Below are 13,648 nucleotides of genomic sequence, written 5' to 3' on the forward strand. Positions count from 1 at the left end.
AGAGATGTGTATAAGAGACAGGATCACGGCTCCGGGGCCGGGGTACGGAGGGGTCCTAGGGCGACTGCTCGGGGAAGGGCCGGGGTCCCGGTCCTTCCCCGGCGGTGAGCCGGCGCTCCAGCCGGGCGATGGCGTCCCGGACGCCGTTGCCGTATCCGTCGTCGGGCAGGGCCCGGGTGGCTGCGCGGGCCCGCGCGAGGTGTACCCGGGCCGCCTCGGGGCGGTCCAGTTTGACGTAGTCGGCCGCGAGGCTGAGGTGCAGCGACGGGTAGAAGACGCGCACCGCCTCCCCGAGCCCGTCCGCGGCGCTCAGGGCCCTCAGGTCCCAGGCCAGTTCGTCGGCGGGGTCGTCCTGGGTGTCGGCCATGTAGTGGGCGAGGGTGCAGCGGTGGAGGGAGTCGCCCTCCTCGCCGATCTCGGACCAGATCTCGCAGAGCCGGTTGCGGGCCTCCTCGCGGTCCCCGGCGTGCAGCAGGATGACCGCCTGGCCGATCCGGGTCATGACGGCGTCCTCCGACGCCTCCTGCTGCTGCTCCGTCAACGGGGCCTCCGGCTTGCTCTGCCGGACCTGATCCGGTCCGATCATCAAGAAGCTAGCCGCAGGCACCGGCTCTGGCACCGAGGCGCGGTGTGGTGTCAGCCCAGGTCCGGGATCCGCCAGTCGATCGGCTCATGGCCCTGTGCGGCGACGGCCTCGTTGATCTGGGTGAAGGGCCGGGAGCCGAAGAACTTCTTGGCCGACAGCGGCGAGGGGTGGGCGCCCTTGACGATGACGTGCCGCTCCTGGTCGATCAGCGGGATCTTCTTCTGGGCGTAGGCGCCCCAGAGGACGAACACGGACGGGTCGGGGCGGTCGGACACGGCGCGGATCACCGCGTCGGTGAACTTCTCCCAGCCCTTGCCCTTGTGCGAGTTGGGCTCGGCCTCGCGGACGGTGAGGACGGCGTTGAGCAGGAGGACGCCCTGCTGGGCCCACGGCATCAGGTAGCCGTTGTCCGGGATCTCCAGGCCGAGCTCCTCCTTCATCTCCTTGTAGATGTTGCGCAGCGAGGGCGGGGTCTTGACCCCGGGCTGCACGGAGAAGCACAGGCCGTGTCCCTGGCCGGCGCCGTGGTACGGGTCCTGGCCGAGGACGAGCACCTTCACCTTGTCGAACGGCGTGGCCTCCAGGGCGGCGAAGACCTGCTCGCGCGGCGGGTAGACCGGCCCGTTCGCCCGCTCCTTGTCGACGAACTCGGTGAGCTCCTTGAAGTAGGGCTGGTCCAGCTCCCCGCCGAGGACGGGCAGCCACGACTCGGGCAGCATCTGGGTCACGTCGACAACCTCCGGTACAAGTTCGTGCAACTCCTCAGAACCTACCGGGCCCCACTGACAACGCCGTGCCCCGGGCACCTTCCGCGCCCGGGGCCCCGCCGTCACCAGCTGGTCTTGCGGTACAACTCCCACATCTGCATGGCGGTCTGGGGGTCCAGGGCCCGCTCGGCCCCGGCGATGTCCTCGCGGGCGCCGACGTAGAGCTTGCCCTGCCACAGCGGCAGCAGCCGGACGTCCTGCGCGAAGATCTGCTGCGCCTGCTCGAACTCCCTCACTCCGGCCGAGCGGTCGCCCTCACGGCGGGACTTGGGGAGGATCTCGTTCTGGATCGTGGTGTTCTCGTAGGGGGTGCCGACCGCGTTCTCCTTGCCGACGAACGGCGCGATGAAGTTGTCCGGGTCCGGGAAGTCGGGGAACCAGCCGCGGCCGAAGACCGGGTACTCGCCGTTCTTGTAGCCGACCTGGAAGTCCTTCCAGGGCTTGCCGCGCAGGTTGATCTTGAAGAGGTTGCTCTCCTCCAGCTGCCGCTTGAGCTCGGTGAACTCGTCGGCGGTGGAGCCGCCGTAGCGGTCCGTGGTGTACCAGAAGGTCAGCTCCACGGGCGTGTTGATCCCGGCGGACTGCAGGAGCTTGCGCGCCTTGCCCACGTCGGCGTTGCCGTACAGGTCGTAGAAGGGCGTCTTGTGGCCGACGACCCCCTTGGGGACCATCGAGTACAGCGGCTCGGCGGTGCCCTGGTAGACCTTGGTGACGAGCGCTCCCCGGTCGACGAGCTGCGCGATGGCCTGGCGCACCTGGGGCTTGGCGATCTGCGGGTCCTTGGGGTTGAAGACCAGGTAGCGGATCTCCGCGCCGACGTTCTCGACGACCTGGACGCCCTGGTTGTGCGAGGCGGGGCTCTGCAGGTCCTTGATCTCCGCCGCCGACAGGCCTCGGTAGGTGGCGTCGATCTCCTTGTTCTTCAGGGCCGCGACCATCTCGTCGGACTTCTTGAAGTAGCGGATGGTGACGGCGTCGTTGCGGCGGTTGGCGAAGCCCTGGTAGCCGTCGTAGCCGCCGAGGACCGCCTCGGAGCCCTCCTTGTACTCGGTGAGCACGTAGGGGCCGGAGCCGGTCACCTTGCCGTCCGAGCGGAGCTTGTCGGCCGGGTAGTCCTTGGGCGCGACCAGCGAGGCGGCGGGCGAGCCGAGGACGTACGGGAAGGTCGCGTCGGGGGTCTTCAGGTGGAAGACGACGGTGAGCGGGTCCGGGGCCTCGATCTTGTCCAGGCTCTCGAAGAGGCCCTTGGGGCCGACCTGGGAGTTGATCGTCCTGATCCGGTCGAGGGAGTGCTTGACCGCCTTGGAGTCGAGCACCTCGCCGTCGGAGAACTTCAGGCCCTTGCGCAGGGTGCACCGGTAGGCCATGTTCGCCGTGTCGGTGAAATCGCAGCTCTGGGCGGCGTCGGGCTGCGGCTTGGTGCTGCCCGTCGGGAACGCCAGGAGGGTCTGGTAGATGTTCCGGTAGAGCTCCCAGGAGCCGTCCCAGGCCGCCGCGGGGTCGAGGGTGCTCGGCGCGCTCGTCGTACCGACGGTGATCCTCTTCGCGGCGGCGTCGGTGTCGTCCGACAGCAGACCGCATCCGGCGACCAGGGATATGGACGCAAGGGCCGCAGTGATCTGCAGGCATCTGGTCCGGTTGAACACGTGCACGCTCCTCGATCAGCCACCGGGTGCGGCAGACCCTACCGCAGAGCGTCACAAATCCAATGGGCAGGTTTCATGAGGCTCTTGACCGATTTCGCGCCTGTTCGGCACGTATTTGCCTCCCATTGGGAGGCAAATACGTCCGGTTATCGGTCAGTGCACACCGGCATTCAGGAACATGCCTCCGTCGACCACCAGGGTTTGCCCAGTAATCCATTCCGCTTGTGCAGATGTAAGAAATGCGGCCGCGCCCCCGATGTCCTCCGGGACCCCGAGCCGGCCCAGCGGGTAGGCCGCCGAGGCCTCCTGCTCGCGGCCCTCGTAGAGCGCCTGGGCGAACCTCGTCTTGACCACCGCCGGGGCGATGGCGTTGACCCGGACCCGGGGCGCCATCTCGTGCGCGAGCTGGAGCGTGAGGTTGATCATCGCGGCCTTGCTCATCCCGTACGCCCCGATGAAGGGCGAGGCGGAGACCCCGGCGATCGAGGCGATGTTCACGATCGCCCCGCCGTTGTCCTTCTGCCAGGCGTGCCAGGTCCGCTGGGCGAAACCGAGGGCCGAGATCACGTTGGTCTCGAAGACCTTCCGCGCCACCTGGAGGTCCAGGTCGGCGATCGGCCCGAAGACCGGATTGGTGCCCGCGTTGTTCACCAGGAAGTCGACGCGGCCGAAGGCCTCCATCGCCCGGTCCACGGCGACGGCCTGGTGGGCCTCGTCGTGCGCCTTCCCGGCCACGCCGATCACCCGGTCCGCCCCGAGCTTGTCGACGGCCTCCTTCAGCGCGTCCTCGTTGCGTCCGGTGATCACGACCCGGTCGCCCCGGGCGACCAGCGCCTCGGCGATCCCGTAGCCGATGCCCCGGCTCGCCCCGGTGACCAGTGCGACCTTGCCGCTGTCCGTGCCGTTGTACGTCATGCCGTACGCCCTGCCTCTCCGGGGTGTCGTCAGCTGAGGGGGCCGCCGGCCACGTAGAGCACCTGGCCGGAGACGAAGCCCGCGGCCTCGCCGGTGAAGAAGGCGATGGCGTTGGCCACGTCCGCGGGGACGCCCACGCGCTGCACGGGGATCTGCGAGGCGGCGGCGAGCTGGAACTCCTCGAAGCCCATGCCGACGCGGGCCGCCGTCTGCGCGGTCATCTCGGTCGCGATGAAGCCGGGGGCGACGGCGTTCGCGGTGATGCCGAACTTGCCGAGCTCGATGGCCAGGGTCTTGGTGAAGCCCTGCAGGCCGGCCTTGGCGGCGGCGTAGTTGGCCTGGCCGCGGTTGCCGAGCGCGGAGCTGCTGGAGAGGTTCACCACGCGGCCGAACTTGGCCTCGACCATGTGCTTCTGACAGGCACGCGCCATCAGGAACGCACCGCGCAGGTGCACGTTCATGACGGTGTCCCAGTCGGTGTCGCTCATCTTGAAGAGCAGGTTGTCGCGGAGCACGCCCGCGTTGTTCACGAGGATCGTCGGCGCGCCCAGCGTGCTCGCGACCCGCTCGACGGCCGCCTCCACCTGGGCGGCGTCCGAGACGTCGCAGCCGACCGCGAGCGCCTTGCCGCCGGCGGCCGTGATGGCCTCGACGGTGTCCTTGCAGGCCGCCTCGTCCAGGTCGATCACGGCGACCGCCCGGCCCTCGGCGGCCAGGCGCAGGGCGGTGGCCGCGCCGATGCCCCGGGCCGCCCCGGTGACGATCGCGACGCGCTGCTCGGTGGTGGACATGCTGGTTCTCCTCGCCCTTGAGAGACGGCCGCCCGAGGTGAGCAACCGCTTAGTAGCTTCAGCTGAGGAGACGCTAGGAGCCTCGGCACCGCGGTGTCAACGGGGTCCCGGCCCGGTGGCGTTCGCGCCGCGGGCCCGGCGCCCGCCGGCCGGGGCGGAGCCGGCCCCGGACGGCGCGGCGGCGGGCCCGAGGGACGCCCCGGTCAGCGGACCAGCAGGTCCAGCAGGCGCTCCACCTCCGCGGCGGGATCGGCGGTCAGCCCGGTGTGCACCGGCCCGGGCTGGACCACGGTGCTGCGGGGGGCGATCAGCCAGCGGAACCGCCGCCCCGCGTCGTCGCCCGCCGCCTGGCCCGCCCGTTCGCCGCCCTCGCACAGCCCCTCGACCCCGCGCAGCGCCGCCCGGACCCCGGCCACGTCGGCCCGCGGGTCCAGGGCGAGGAGCTTGGCCTCGTCCAGGTGGGTGCGCGCGGCGACGTAGGAGTGCGCCCGGCAGTAGACGATCACGCCGGCGTTGAAGCACTCGCCGCGCTCCATCCGGGGCACCACGCGCACCAGCGCGTACTCGAACACGTCCCGCTTGGTCACTCGTCGCCGCTCTTCTGCTTGTTCTTGTTCTTGTCCGACTGGGGAGGGAGGCGCTCGGCGAGCCAGCCCGGCGGACCGGACTGCTGCCTGACCTCGGCCTCCATGGTGATCCTCTCGTGGATCGTCGCCGCGCGCGGCAGCAGCGCCGCCACGTAGGCGCGCCGCACCGCGTCGGCGGAGTCGAAGCCGGGTTCGTCGACGAGCCACTCGTCGGGGACGTCCGCCGCGACCTCGGTGAGCAGTTCCTCGGTCACGAGGGGGGACAGCTCGGCTGCGGCGGCCTCGATGTCCGGGCCGACGGGGGCCAGGACGTGGTCGGAGGCGTTGTAGGGCTTGGCGGCCGCGGCCTGGGCGGTGGGCCAGTTGTGGTGCCAGATCATCGTGGCGCCGTGGTCGATGAGCCAGAGGTCCCCGTGCCAGACCAGCATGTTCGGATTGCGCCAGGACCGGTCGACGTTGTTGATCAGCGCGTCGAACCAGACGACGCGCCCGGCCTCGACCGGGTCGGCCCGGTAGGCGAGCGGGTCGAAGCCGATCGAGCCGGGCAGGTAGTCCATGCCGAGGTTGAGCCCGCCGCTGGCCTTGAGCAGTTCCTGGACCTCCTGGTCGGGCTCGGCGAGCCCGATGACGGGGTCGAGCTGCATCTGCACCAGCCGTGGGACCCGCAGCCCCAGCCGCTGGGCGAGCCGGCCGCAGACGACCTCGGCGACCAGGGTCTTGCGGCCCTGGCCGGCTCCGGTGAACTTCATGACGTAGGTACCGAGGTCGTCGGCCTCGACGATTCCCGGGAGCGAGCCGCCCTCACGCAGGGGCGTGACGTAGCGGGTCGCGATCACTTCGGACAACATCCGGCCAGGTTACGGGGGTCAGCGGCGCGGAGCCCACTGGAAAATCAGCTCGTCGGCCGTGGTGATCGACGCCACCAGGGCGAGCGAGTTGCGGATCACCTCGGCGGTCCAGGAGGCGGGCACCCCGGCGACGGCGTCGGCCGGGACCACGACCTCGTAGCCGAGGTTCACGGCGTCGAAGACCGTGTTCGGGATCGCGATGTTGGAGGAGACCCCGGTGACGACGAGGGTCCGGATCCCGAGGTTGCGCAGCAGGGCGTCCAGATCGGTGCCGGCCATCGGGGAGAGCCCGTGGAGCCGCCGGACCACCAGGTCCCGCGCCTCCACCGTGAGGGGGGCGGCGACCTCCACCGCCCGGGTGCCGGTCAGCTGGCGCACGGGCAGCCTGCCGGCGGCCCGGAAGAGCCGTGCGTTGGTGCCGGCCCCCAGCCCGTCGGGGCGGCGCTCGGCGACGGCGTGGACCACCTGCACCCCGGCGCCGCGCGCGGCGGCGGCCAGCGCCGCCACCCGGCCGAGCATCCCGGAGTCCCGGGCCTCCTTGGCCAGTTCGGGCAGGGCGCTCTCCTCGCCGACCACCCCGTTCTGGCATTCGACGGTGAGCAGCGCCGTGGTGGCGGGGTCGAACTCCGGCATGGCGCCCCCTGGTGCGTCGACGGAAGAGGACGCATGATTCCTGACACACAGTCAGATGTGAAGGGGTGCGGGACGGATGGACACGACGAGGACGGGCGGGCAGGGGGCGCAGCGGCGCGGCCGCCGGGTGATGATGACGGACGGGGAGGTGGACGCCTTCCTGCGCGAGCAGCGCACCTGCCGGGTGGCGACGGTCTCCCCGGACGGGCGGCCGCACGTGGGCGCCCTGTGGTTCGCCTGGGACGGCACCTCGCTGTGGCTGTACTCGATCACCCGCAGCCGCCGCTGGTCCGATCTGCGCAAGGACCCCCGGATCTCGGTGGTGGTGGACGCGGGAGAGGAGTACGGGGAGCTGCGCGGGGTCGAGCTGTCCGGCACCGCGGTCTTCGTCGGCGAGGCGCCGCGCACCGGGGAGCCGTGCCCGGAGCTCGAGGAGGCGGAGCGGATCTTCCCGAGGAAGAACTTCGGCATCGAGGAGATGCCGCACGACGGCCGGCACGCCTGGATCCGGCTGACCCCGGACGCGATCGTCTCCTGGGACTTCCGCAAGCTCTAAGGGGTGTCGCGCACCGCGGCGGCCGCTTCTTCCAGGGCCTCGGCGGCGGCGCGGATGGAGGGCCGCCGGTCGGCGTCGGCGCGCCAGACGGCGTAGACGTGGCGCCGTACGGTGTCGGACACCGGCAGCAGGCGCACTCCCGGCGGCACCGGTCCCCGGCCCAGCCGGGGCGTCACGCACACGCCCAGCCCGGCCTCCACGAAGGCGAGCTGGGTGTGGTGCTCCTCGGCGATGTGCGTGACGCGCGGCTCGACGCCGGTACCGCGGAGGGTGAAGACCAGCCACTCGTGGCAGAACTGCCCCTCGTTCCAGGAGATCCAGTCGTCCCCGGCGAACTCGGCGAGGGAGATCTGCGTCCGGCCGGCGAGCGGGTGGTCGCGCGGGACCGCGATGTCGGCGGCGTCGTCCAGGAGGTGCATCCGGGTCAGCTCGGCCGGGACCGGCATCCGCTTGTTGTGCCAGTCGATGGCCAGGGCCATGTCGAGGTCGCCGCGGACCACGGCGGCCATGCTCTCCTCGGGCTCCTTCTCCCGCACCTGCACCCGCAGTTCGGGGTGGTCCGTGCGCAGGGAGACCAGGGTCTGGGGCAGCAGCCCGCGCATGGCGGTGGGGAAGGCGCCGATCCGCAGCTCCCCCACCGCGCGGCCGCGCTGGGCCTCGACGTCGGCCTGGGCCAGCTCCACCTGGGAGATGATCCGGGCGGCGTGGTCCGCGAGGATCCGCCCGGCGTCGGTGAGCCGGACCCCGCGGCCGTGCTTGGCCAGCAGGGGCTGGCCGACCTCCCGCTCCAGCTTGGCCATCTGCTGCGAGACCGCCGAGGTGGTCACGTGGAGTCCTCCCGCCGCCCCGCTGACGGAGCCGTGGCGGGCGAGGGCGTCGAGGGTACGCAGGCGTTCCAGGTTCAACATGTAAGCGATGCTACGCCTTCGTCCGCAGGAAATCTCGCTTGTCCTACGAGGTCGTGCACAGGAGAGTGAGGCCCATGAGCGCACCCGCCACACCTCGCCGCACCTCCTCCGCCCCCAACCCGGCCGTCTCCTCCGCCCCGCCGCGCGGGTCCCGTCGTACCGGCGCCCTCGACTGGCGCGTCCGCTTCGCCTTCCTCTCGGTGGTCTGGGGCTTCAGCTTCCTGTTCATCAAGGTGGGCACCGGGGCGTTCGCACCCTTCCAGGTCGCCCTCGGCCGGGTGTTCTTCGGGGCGCTCGCCCTGCTGGCGGTGCTCCTGGTGCGCCGTGAGCCGCTCCCCCGGGGCCGCCGGACCTGGGGGCACCTGGCGGTGGCGGCGCTCCTGCTCAACACCGCCCCCTTCGCGCTCTTCGCCTACGCCGAGCAGACCGTCACCTCGACCCTGGCGGGGATCTGCAACGCCACCTCCCCGCTGTGGGGCATGGCGCTCTCCCTGGTCGCCCTCTCCGAGGACCGCCCCACGCGCCGCCGATTCGCGGGGCTGGGCATCGGCTTCCTGGGCGTGCTCACCGTCCTGGGCGCCTGGCAGGGGTTCACCGGCGTCGACACCAAGGGCACCGCCCTGGCCCTGCTGGCCTCGCTCTGCTACCCCATCGGCTGGATCTACGTCCGCCGCACCCTGGCGGGAACCTCCGGCTCGCCCGTGGCCATGACCGGGGCGCAGCTGATGGTCTCGACCCTCCAGCTGGCCGCCGTCAGCTCCCTGTTCACCTCGGCCCCCGCCGCCTTCCCGCTGTGGCCGACCCTCGCGGTGATCACCCTGGGCGCGCTGGGCACGGGGGCCGCGCTGCAGATGCAGTACGGGCTGGTGACGGAGATCGGCCCGACCACGGCGCAGATGGTCACGTACTTCATCCCGGTGATCGCCACCACGGCGGGCGTCCTGGTCCTGGGCGAGCAGCTGCACTGGAACACCCCGGTGGGCGCGCTGATCGTCCTCGCGGGAGCCGCCCTCACCCAGGCCCGCCCACAGCCCGCGAAGAGGGGCTGACCTGCGGGGATCCCTGCCCTGAACTCCGTGCGGTCAGCACCTCGCCCAAGGGACGAACCATGAACGCGGCCACCTTCCTCCTGACCTTCGGCGGCGTCAGCCTGGTCGCCGGCGCCACCTTCGCCCTGAACATCCGGGGCGCCGCTGACGCGATGGAGCGCTACGCGGCGGCCAACGCCGAGCCGGCCATGCACTCCCGGGGGGGAGCTCGGTCCGCCGAAGCGGGTCATGTCGAAGCAGGTCTACCGCTTCCTGGGCACCGTGGTCGCCCTCGCGGGGCTGGTCCTCACCCTCGGCGGCCTGCTGGAACTCACCGCCTGAGCCGCCCCGCCGAAGGCCCCCGCCGCACCACGCGGCGGGGGCCTTCGCGTGCCCGCGCTCAGTCGAAGCGCGCGCCGGCCGCCGGGCGCACCGCCGCCGCCACGGCGTCGGCCAGGGGATCCACGTCCCGGCGGTGCAGGGTGGAGACGGTGATCCGTACGCCGGGCCCCGCCTCCACCCGGTAGACGGCTCCGGGGCGCACCGCCCAGCCTGCCGTCAGCAGCCGGGTGACCACCGCCGTCTCGTCGGCGACCGGTACCCATACGTTCATTCCGCTGCGCCCGTGCGCCGGCACCCCCCGCTCGGCCAGCGCCTCGACGAGACCGTCCCGGCGCAGCCCGTACGAGCGGGCCACGGCCGCCCCGTCCACCGCCCCGGTGGCCCACAGCTCGGCCACCGCGCTCTGGAGCAGCCGGCTGACCCAGCCGGGGCCCAGCCGCTGCCGCCCCCGGACCCGGTCCATCGTCACGGTGTCGCCCGTGAGCACCGCGAGCCGCAGGTCGGGGCCGTACGCCTTGGCGGTGGAGCGGACCAGCGCCCAGTGCCGGGTGGCGCCGCCCAGCGGGCAGAGCGGCAGGTCCACGATCCCGTGGCCGTGGTCGTCCTCGATGACCAGCACCTCGGGACGGCCGGACAGCAGCTCCCGCAGCAGAGCGGCCCGTTCCGGGCCGACCGCGGCCCCGGTCGGGTTCTGCGCGCGGGCCGTCACCACCAGCGCCCGGGCCCCGGCCGCGAGCGCCCGGGCCACCGCCTCCGGCAGGGGCCCGTCGTCGTCGACGGCCACCGGGAGCACCCGCAGGCCCAGCGCGGGGACCAGGTCCAGCACGCTCCCCCAGCCCGGGTCCTCGACCGCCACGGCGTCCCCCGGCCGCAGGTGGGCGGCCAGGACCCGTTCGATGCCGTCGAGCGCCCCCGAGGTCACCGCCAGGGCCCCGGCCGGAACCCCGTCGGCCTCGAAACCGGCGCGGGCGAGGCGGGCCAGGTCGGGGAGGACCGGGTCGTCCCCGTAGCGGGTGGGCGCCTGCGCGTACCGGCGGGCCGCGGCGGCCAGCGGCCCGTCCAGGGAGGGCAGCAGCGAAAGGTCCGGGTTGCCGTGCGCGACGTCCCGTACGCCTTCGGGCACGTCGGGGCGGAGCGCGTCGCGCGGGGTGCTGGCGGGCCGGCCGCGCACCCGGCTGCCGCGGCGGCCGTCGGTCTCGATGATCCCGCGCTCGCGCAGCGACCGGTAGGCGGCCGCCACGGTGTTGGGGTTCACGCCCAGCTCACCGGCCAGCTCCCGCATCGGCGGGAGCAGGGCTCCGGGCGCGAGGGCGCCCGATCCGACGCCCGACTCGATGCTGGCCGCGATTTCCGATGCGCGACGCCCACTGATCCTATATTCTCCTAGCACAAAGCCAATTATGCACTAGTACAACGGAGCCCGCATCATGAGCGTCACCCCCGTCGACTACGAGCCGACCGAGCGCACCGTTCCGAGCCGCTCCCGCCAGCGGGCCCGCTACGACCGCGAGACGGTGCATTCGATACTCGACCAGACCTACCTCTGCCACCTGGGGTTCGTCCGCGACGGCGCGCCGGTGGTCCTGCCCACGCTCTACGGCCGGGTGGGCGAGACCCTGTACGTGCACGGCTCCACGGGTTCGCGCCCGCTGCTGGCCGCGGGCAGGCAGGACCCGGGCCTGCCGGTCTGCCTGACCGTGACGCACGTGGACGGCCTGGTGCTGGCCAAGTCGGCCTTCCACCACTCGATCAACTACCGCTCGGTGGTCGTCCACGGCACGGCGTACCAGGTCACCGACGAGGCGGAGTGCCGCACGGCCCTGGACGCCCTCGTGAACAACGTCGTGCCCGGCCGCGCCGCCGACTCCCGGCCCGCCAACGCCAAGGAGCTCGCGGCGACGGCGGTGATCCGGCTGGACCTGAACGAGGTCTCCGCGAAGATCCGCACGGGTGGCCCGAACGACGACCCCGAGGACCTGGACCTCCCCTTCTGGTCGGGCGTGGTCCCGGTGGCGCCGGCGTACGGGACCCCCGTCCCGGCCGCCGGCCTGGCCCCCGGCATCGCCGTCCCGGACTACCTCAGCGCGCTCTGAGCCGCACGGGCGGGCCGGTCCGCCGGCCGGTCCGCCGCGCCCGCGGGCCTGCGCGCCTCGGCCGTGATCAGCGCGCCCACCGCCGACAGGAGCAGTACGGTGCCCAGGACCACGGCGCCGGTCAGCCGCTCCCCCAGCACCGCGACGGCGATGGCGGCCGCGCTCACCGGCTCGATCAGCATGATCACCGACACGGTCGCGGCGCGCACCGTCGCGGCCCCGGTGAAGTACAGGGCGTACGCCAGGGCCGTCGGCACCACGGCCACGTACACCAGCAGCCCGACCACCCGCACCGGTTCGGCGGTGTGCGGCAGCAGCCCCTCCACGGCGGCGAGCGGCAGCAGGCACACCGTGCCCACGCCCACCGACCAGGCGGTGGTCACCAGCGGGTCCCCGCCCGCCCCGCGCCGCCCGAGCCACCGCGCCCGCAGGGTCATCCCCGCGTACCCGGCGGCCGACAGCAGGGCCCAGCCGACTCCGAGCGGCCTCACCTCACCGCCCCCGGAGCCCAGCACCAGGACGGCGAGCCCGCCCAGGGCACCGCCGACGGCGGCCACCCCGCCCCACCCCAGCCGCTCGCCCATCCAGTACCGCGCGCCGAGCGCGATCAGGACGGGGCCCGCGCCCAGGGTGACCACGGTGCCGACGGCCAGGCCGGTCTCCCGCACGGCCCCGAAGTAGGCGGCCTGGAAGACGGTGAACATCAGGCCGGTCCCGATCAGTGAGAGGACCGAGGGCCGCGTCCCGCGCGGCGCCCGCGCGGGACGGCGTACGGCCAGCACGCCGAGCAGCACCACCAGTCCGCCGGCGCTGCGCCAGAAGGACAGGGCGAGCGGACCGAGGTCACTGGCCAGGAAGAGGAGGGAGGCCGCCGCCCCGGCGGTGCCCCAGGCGACTCCGGCGACGACGAGGTAGAGCAGGCTGCGCCCGGTGGCGGGCGAGTGGTTCGACACGTGTTTCTCCGCGCTTGCGTGAAGGATGAGGACTGCGGTTCATCGCTTCGCGGGCAGCACGGACCGCCCCGGGAACCCCCGTGGCTGGTCTCTCGTTCGGTGGCGGCCGCCCGCGCTAGGCGGCGGGCGGCGAAAGCACGGTGTCGTACATGCCGAGCACCCTACGCGCTGTCAGCCGCCCGGACCAGGGCGTTTCGGACCGGGGCGGGCCGGAGCGAACCGGACCGACCGCTCCTACGCCCTCGCCCGCTCGGCCTCGGCCCCGACCTCCGGAAGAACCGATTCCCCCACCACAGCCGGCTCCTGCGCCGGCCGCGCGGACTGGGCGATGAAGGCACCACCCAGAACCAGCGCCCCGCCGACCATCTGCCAGGTCGAAAGGTGCTCGCGCAGCAGCACCCAGGCCAGCACGGTGGCGACGACCGCCTCCAGATTGGCCACCACGCCCGCCACCTGCGGGGAGAGCATGCGCACCGAGACCACGCCGGTCAGGTAAGCGGCCACCGTGGCGACCAGCACCACCCAGCCGAGCAGCACCGGCGCGGGCACCTTCAGGTCCCCGAGCGCCGCGTCCCCGGCCAGTACCTGCCAGTCCATCTGCCAGGGGCGGGCCAGCACGGTCATCACCAGGGCGCCGATGATCATGCCGTACGCGATCACGCCCATCGGGTCGGGCACGTCCTCGCCGTCGGTGCCCTGGTCCGCGAAGACGAAGTAGAACGCCTGGCAGCAGGCGGCGGCGAGCCCGAGGAGCACCCCGAGCGGGTCCAGAGTCAGCCCGGACCAGATCTCGACCACGCAGGCCAGCCCCACGACGGCCACCGCCGCACCGGCCGCGGCCGCCCGGGTCACCGGCCTGCGCTGCACGAACCGGATCCAGCCGAGCAGCAGCGCCGGGCCCAGGTACTCCAGGAGCAGGGCCACGCCGACCGGGATCCGCGACAGGGAGGCGAAGTAGAAGGCCTGCACGCCCGCGACGGCGACCAGCCCGAAGC

At 72.7% G+C, this 13,648-nt stretch carries 15 protein-coding genes; 3 read left to right on the plus strand and 12 right to left on the minus strand.

Annotated elements, in window-relative coordinates; genetic code table 11:
- Positions 1-55: 55 nt before the first annotated feature.
- From VR44_RS20305 to VR44_RS20340, 8 genes are all read right to left on the minus strand, one after another.
- Positions 56-586 (minus strand): hypothetical protein, encoded by a 531-nt coding sequence (locus tag VR44_RS20305; RefSeq protein WP_063778946.1) that lies wholly within the window; start codon positions 584-586, stop codon positions 56-58.
- A gap of 50 nt (positions 587-636) precedes the next feature.
- Positions 637-1,305, minus strand: coding sequence for a uracil-DNA glycosylase (locus tag VR44_RS20310; protein ID WP_045948988.1), 669 nt, complete (start codon positions 1,303-1,305; stop codon positions 637-639).
- Positions 1,306-1,415: 110 nt separating this feature from the next.
- Complete coding sequence (locus tag VR44_RS20315; RefSeq protein ID WP_045948974.1) at positions 1,416-2,999, minus strand: ABC transporter substrate-binding protein; 1,584 nt, start codon at positions 2,997-2,999, stop codon at positions 1,416-1,418.
- Between the two features lie 153 nt (positions 3,000-3,152).
- The gene (locus tag VR44_RS20320; protein ID WP_045948975.1) at positions 3,153-3,914 is read right to left on the minus strand and encodes an SDR family oxidoreductase; all 762 of its coding nucleotides are present in this window, start codon (positions 3,912-3,914) and stop codon (positions 3,153-3,155) included.
- A 29-nt stretch (positions 3,915-3,943) separates the two neighbouring features.
- Entirely contained in the window at positions 3,944-4,705 is a 762-nt protein-coding gene (gene fabG, locus VR44_RS20325) for a 3-oxoacyl-ACP reductase FabG (RefSeq protein ID WP_045948976.1), read from the minus strand.
- 203 nt (positions 4,706-4,908) lie between these two features.
- Positions 4,909-5,292, minus strand: a complete 384-nt coding sequence (locus VR44_RS20330; protein WP_045948977.1) for a DUF3037 domain-containing protein — start codon at positions 5,290-5,292, stop codon at positions 4,909-4,911.
- A complete protein-coding gene (locus VR44_RS20335; RefSeq protein WP_094191777.1) occupies positions 5,289-6,140 on the minus strand; it encodes a HipA family kinase in 852 nt (283 codons plus the stop codon). Before VR44_RS20335 ends, VR44_RS20330 begins: the two co-directional genes overlap by 4 nt.
- Positions 6,141-6,158: 18 nt before the next feature.
- Entirely contained in the window at positions 6,159-6,773 is a 615-nt protein-coding gene (locus VR44_RS20340) for a cysteine hydrolase family protein (protein ID WP_045948979.1), read from the minus strand.
- A 76-nt stretch (positions 6,774-6,849) separates the two neighbouring features.
- Between VR44_RS20340 and VR44_RS20345 the strand changes: the two genes are divergently transcribed.
- Positions 6,850-7,329, plus strand: a complete 480-nt coding sequence (locus tag VR44_RS20345; protein WP_045948980.1) for a pyridoxamine 5'-phosphate oxidase family protein — start codon at positions 6,850-6,852, stop codon at positions 7,327-7,329.
- On the opposite strand, the gene VR44_RS20350 is transcribed toward VR44_RS20345, so the two are convergent.
- On the minus strand, positions 7,326-8,237 hold the full coding sequence (locus VR44_RS20350; RefSeq protein WP_045948981.1) for a LysR family transcriptional regulator: 912 nt from the start codon (positions 8,235-8,237) through the stop codon (positions 7,326-7,328). The two genes, VR44_RS20345 and VR44_RS20350, sit on opposite strands and share 4 nt — an antisense overlap.
- A gap of 74 nt (positions 8,238-8,311) precedes the next feature.
- On the opposite strand from VR44_RS20350, the gene VR44_RS20355 reads away from it, so the two are divergent.
- Positions 8,312-9,286: a DMT family transporter gene (locus VR44_RS20355; RefSeq protein ID WP_094191778.1), complete on the plus strand. Its 975-nt coding sequence runs from the start codon at positions 8,312-8,314 to the stop codon at positions 9,284-9,286.
- A gap of 379 nt (positions 9,287-9,665) precedes the next feature.
- On the opposite strand, the gene VR44_RS20360 is transcribed toward VR44_RS20355, so the two are convergent.
- Positions 9,666-10,997 carry an aminotransferase class I/II-fold pyridoxal phosphate-dependent enzyme gene (locus tag VR44_RS20360; protein ID WP_045948983.1) on the minus strand — a complete coding sequence of 444 codons (1,332 nt, stop codon included), beginning with the start codon at positions 10,995-10,997 and terminating at the stop codon, positions 9,666-9,668.
- Between the two features lie 37 nt (positions 10,998-11,034).
- On the opposite strand from VR44_RS20360, the gene VR44_RS20365 reads away from it, so the two are divergent.
- On the plus strand, positions 11,035-11,700 hold the full coding sequence (locus tag VR44_RS20365) for a pyridoxamine 5'-phosphate oxidase family protein (RefSeq protein ID WP_045948984.1): 666 nt from the start codon (positions 11,035-11,037) through the stop codon (positions 11,698-11,700).
- Here VR44_RS20365 and VR44_RS20370 read toward each other — a convergent pair.
- Together VR44_RS20370 and VR44_RS20375 are read right to left on the minus strand one after the other, a co-directional pair.
- Positions 11,682-12,653: a DMT family transporter gene (locus VR44_RS20370; RefSeq protein ID WP_045948985.1), complete on the minus strand. Its 972-nt coding sequence runs from the start codon at positions 12,651-12,653 to the stop codon at positions 11,682-11,684. The genes VR44_RS20365 and VR44_RS20370 overlap by 19 nt on opposite strands.
- Positions 12,654-12,887: 234 nt before the next feature.
- Positions 12,888-13,648 (minus strand): EamA family transporter (locus tag VR44_RS20375; RefSeq protein WP_045948986.1); only part of this gene is annotated, 761 nt, incomplete at its 5' end.

This window comes from Streptomyces katrae, from assembly GCF_000966975.1.
Classification (GTDB): Bacteria; Actinomycetota; Actinomycetes; order Streptomycetales; family Streptomycetaceae; genus Streptomyces; species Streptomyces katrae.

Coding starts and splice junctions, on each gene's coding strand:
- VR44_RS20340 (WP_045948979.1), bottom strand. CDS start 6,773: ATGCCGGAGTTCGACCCCGCCACCACGGCGCTGCTCACCGTCGAATGC.
- VR44_RS20345 (WP_045948980.1), top strand. CDS start 6,850: ATGGACACGACGAGGACGGGCGGGCAGGGGGCGCAGCGGCGCGGCCGC.
- VR44_RS20335 (WP_094191777.1), bottom strand. CDS start 6,140: ATGTTGTCCGAAGTGATCGCGACCCGCTACGTCACGCCCCTGCGTGAG.
- VR44_RS20365 (WP_045948984.1), top strand. CDS start 11,035: ATGAGCGTCACCCCCGTCGACTACGAGCCGACCGAGCGCACCGTTCCG.
- VR44_RS20320 (WP_045948975.1), bottom strand. CDS start 3,914: ATGACGTACAACGGCACGGACAGCGGCAAGGTCGCACTGGTCACCGGG.
- VR44_RS20310 (WP_045948988.1), bottom strand. CDS start 1,305: ATGCTGCCCGAGTCGTGGCTGCCCGTCCTCGGCGGGGAGCTGGACCAG.
- VR44_RS20355 (WP_094191778.1), top strand. CDS start 8,312: ATGAGCGCACCCGCCACACCTCGCCGCACCTCCTCCGCCCCCAACCCG.
- VR44_RS20350 (WP_045948981.1), bottom strand. CDS start 8,237: ATGTTGAACCTGGAACGCCTGCGTACCCTCGACGCCCTCGCCCGCCAC.
- fabG (WP_045948976.1), bottom strand. CDS start 4,705: ATGTCCACCACCGAGCAGCGCGTCGCGATCGTCACCGGGGCGGCCCGG.
- VR44_RS20305 (WP_063778946.1), bottom strand. CDS start 586: ATGATCGGACCGGATCAGGTCCGGCAGAGCAAGCCGGAGGCCCCGTTG.